The following is a 3,197-nucleotide window of genomic DNA, read 5'->3' on the forward strand; positions in this document are numbered from 1 at the left end:
ACAGGCGATGAAGGACGTGGCACGCTGCGATAAGCGTCGGTGAGGTGTGAGCAACCTTTGACCCGACGATTTCCGAATGGGGAAACCCACCTATCCGTTTAATCTTGCACGTCAGCGATGGCGTTCAGGGTTAGGCGGTTCAGGTATCTCTTAACTGAATACATAGGTTTCGAGAAGCGAACCCGGTGAACTGAAACATCTCAGTAGCTGGAGGAAAAGACATCAACCGAGATTCCGTTAGTAGTGGCGAGCGAACGCGGACCAGGCCAGTGCCTGATATTCAACTAGCAGAACACTCTGGAAAGTGTGGCCATAGCGGGTGACAGCCCCGTATGCGAAAGTGATATATCAGGACTCGAGTAGGGCGGGACACGTGTAATCCTGTCTGAACATGGGGGGACCACCCTCCAAGCCTAAATACTCGTACATGACCGATAGCGAACTAGTACCGTGAGGGAAAGGTGAAAAGCACCCCGATGAGGGGAGTGAAACAGTACCTGAAACGGATTGCCTACAAGCAGTAGGAGCCTCTTTATGGGGTGACTGCGTACCTCTTGCATAATGGGTCTGTGACTTAATGTTTCAAGCAAGCTTAAGCCGATAGGTGTAGGCGCAGCGAAAGCGAGTCTGAATAGGGCGACTTAGTTTGAAGTATTAGACCCGAAACCCGGCGATCTATGCATGACCAGGATGAAGGTGCGGTAACACGCACTGGAGGTCCGAACCGATTAACGTTGAAAAGTTACCGGATGAGTTGTGCTTAGGGGTGAAAGGCCAATCAAGCCGGGAAATAGCTGGTTCTCCGCGAAAACTATTGAGGTAGTGCCTCGAGCGGACACCATAGGGGGTAGAGCACTGGATGGTTGCGGGGGTCGCGAGATCTACCAATACTAACCAAACTCCGAATACCTATGAGTGATACTCGGGAGACAGACGGCGGGTGCTAAGGTCCGTCGTCAAAAGGGAAACAGCCCTGACCTACAGCTAAGGTCCCCAAGTCGTGTCTAAGTGGGAAAGCATGTGGAAATCCCAAAACAACCAGGAGGTTGGCTTAGAAGCAGCCATCCTTTAAAGAAAGCGTAACAGCTCACTGGTCTAAACAAGGGTTTCTGCGGCGAAGATGTAACGGGGCTCAAGACACGCACCGAAGCTTAGGGTGTGTACTTTGTACACGCGGTAGCGGAGCGTTCCGTAAGCCTGTGAAGCGATCTGGTAATGGGTCGTGGAGGTATCGGAAGTGCGAATGCAGACATGAGTAGCGATAAAGAGGGTGAGATGCCCTCTCGCCGAAAGACCAAGGGTTCCTGCGCAAGGCTAATCCGCGCAGGGTGAGCCGGCCCCTAAGACGAGCCCGAAGGGGGTAGTCGATGGGAACCACGTTAATATTCGTGGGCCTGGTGGTGTGTGACGGATGGTGTGTGTTGTCTGACCTTATCGGATTGGTCAGGCTTCGAAACTGTCCCGGGAAATAGCCCCACCGTATAGACCGTACCCGAAACCGACACAGGTGGTCAGGTAGAGTATACCAAGGCGCTTGAGAGAAGTGTCCTGAAGGAACTCGGCAAATTGCCTCCGTACCTTCGGAAGAAGGAGGCCCCATGTAAGCGCAAGCTCTCATGGGGGGCACAGGCCAGGGGGTAGCGACTGTTTAGCAAAAACACAGGGCTCTGCTAAGTCGGCTTCAAGACGACGTATAGGGCCTGACGCCTGCCCGGTGCCTGAAGGTTAAGTGGAGGAGTGCAAGCTCTGAAATGAAGCCCAGGTAAACGGCGGCCGTAACTATAACGGTCCTAAGGTAGCGAAATTCCTTGTCGGGTAAGTTCCGACCTGCACGAATGGCGTAACGACTTCCCCACTGTCTCCAGGACATGCTCAGCGAAATTGAATTCTCCGTGAAGATGCGGAGTACCCGCGGTTAGACGGAAAGACCCCGTGCACCTTTACTGCAGCTTCAGAGTGGCATTGGATAAGAACTGTGTAGCATAGGTGGGAGGCTTTGAAGCATTGGCGCCAGCCGGTGTGGAGCCATAGGTGAAATACCACCCTGTTGTTATCTAATGTCTAACCTCGTACCGTGAAACCGGTACAGGGACCCTCTGTGGCGGGTAGTTTGACTGGGGCGGTCGCCTCCTAAAGAGTAACGGAGGCGCGCGAAGGTTGGCTCAGGCCGGTTGGAAACCGGCTGTTAGAGTGCAATGGCATAAGCCAGCCTGACTGCGAGACTGACAAGTCGAGCAGAGACGAAAGTCGGTCATAGTGATCCGGTGGTCCCTCGTGGAAGGGCCATCGCTCAACGGATAAAAGGTACGCCGGGGATAACAGGCTGATAACCCCCAAGAGCTCATATCGACGGGGTTGTTTGGCACCTCGATGTCGGCTCATCACATCCTGGGGCTGGAGCAGGTCCCAAGGGTTTGGCTGTTCGCCAATTAAAGTGGTACGTGAGCTGGGTTCAGAACGTCGCGAGACAGTTTGGTCCCTATCTGCCGTGGGCGTCGAAATTTGAGAGGAGTTGACCCTAGTACGAGAGGACCGGGTTGAACGTACCTCTGGTGTACCTGTCGTCGTGCCAACGGCGCAGCAGGGTAGCTATGTACGGACGGGATAACCGCTGAAAGCATCTAAGCGGGAAGCCTCCCTCAAGATAAGATTTCTCAGGACGGTCGAAGACCACGACCTTGATAGATCGGATGTGGAAGTGCGGTAACGCATGGAGCTAACCGATACTAATTGTCCTATTCGCGCTTGAGAGCTCCACACCCCCACCATCAGCCCTGGGCTGATGACGAGAGGGTCTGGTCATCAACAAAAGCCAGTGCAAGCATCGATTTTATACCCACACACCCTCGAGCCAACCCTCGAGGGTCAGTATTCGCGGACTCTATTGCCTGGTGGCCATAGCGTCGGTGTCCCACCCGATCCCATCCCGAACTCGGCCGTGAAACCCGACTGCGCCAATGGTACTACTGCTCAAGCAGTGGAAGAGTAGGGCGTCGCCAGGCATTATAGCCCGCGAATACACAAAAACCCATTCACATGTTTCCTCGGGCGCATCAGCCCGGGGCGCTAAGCCCCACGACACCACGCGTGAAGCGTGCCGCCGTGCGGCTCAGCTAACGTCGCGGGGTGGAGCAGCCCGGTAGCTCGTCAGGCTCATAACCTGAAGGCCGCAGGTTCAAATCCTGCCCCCGCAACCA

General features: G+C 54.7%; 1 tRNA gene and 2 rRNA genes (1 of these 3 cut by a window edge). All 3 read left to right on the forward strand.

Features of this window, described 5'->3' with window-relative positions:
- Positions 1-2,750: ribosomal RNA gene (locus SSA01S_RS18510) — 23S ribosomal RNA — on the forward strand; it begins 41 nt to the left of the window's first position.
- Between the two features lie 137 nt (positions 2,751-2,887).
- Positions 2,888-3,002, forward strand: a 5S ribosomal RNA gene (rrf, locus tag SSA01S_RS18515).
- A gap of 118 nt (positions 3,003-3,120) precedes the next feature.
- Positions 3,121-3,197: transfer RNA gene (locus SSA01S_RS18520), tRNA-Met, on the forward strand.

The sequence above is a fragment of the Sphingomonas sanguinis NBRC 13937 genome, from assembly GCF_001591005.1.
Taxonomy (GTDB): Bacteria; Pseudomonadota; Alphaproteobacteria; order Sphingomonadales; family Sphingomonadaceae; genus Sphingomonas; species Sphingomonas sanguinis.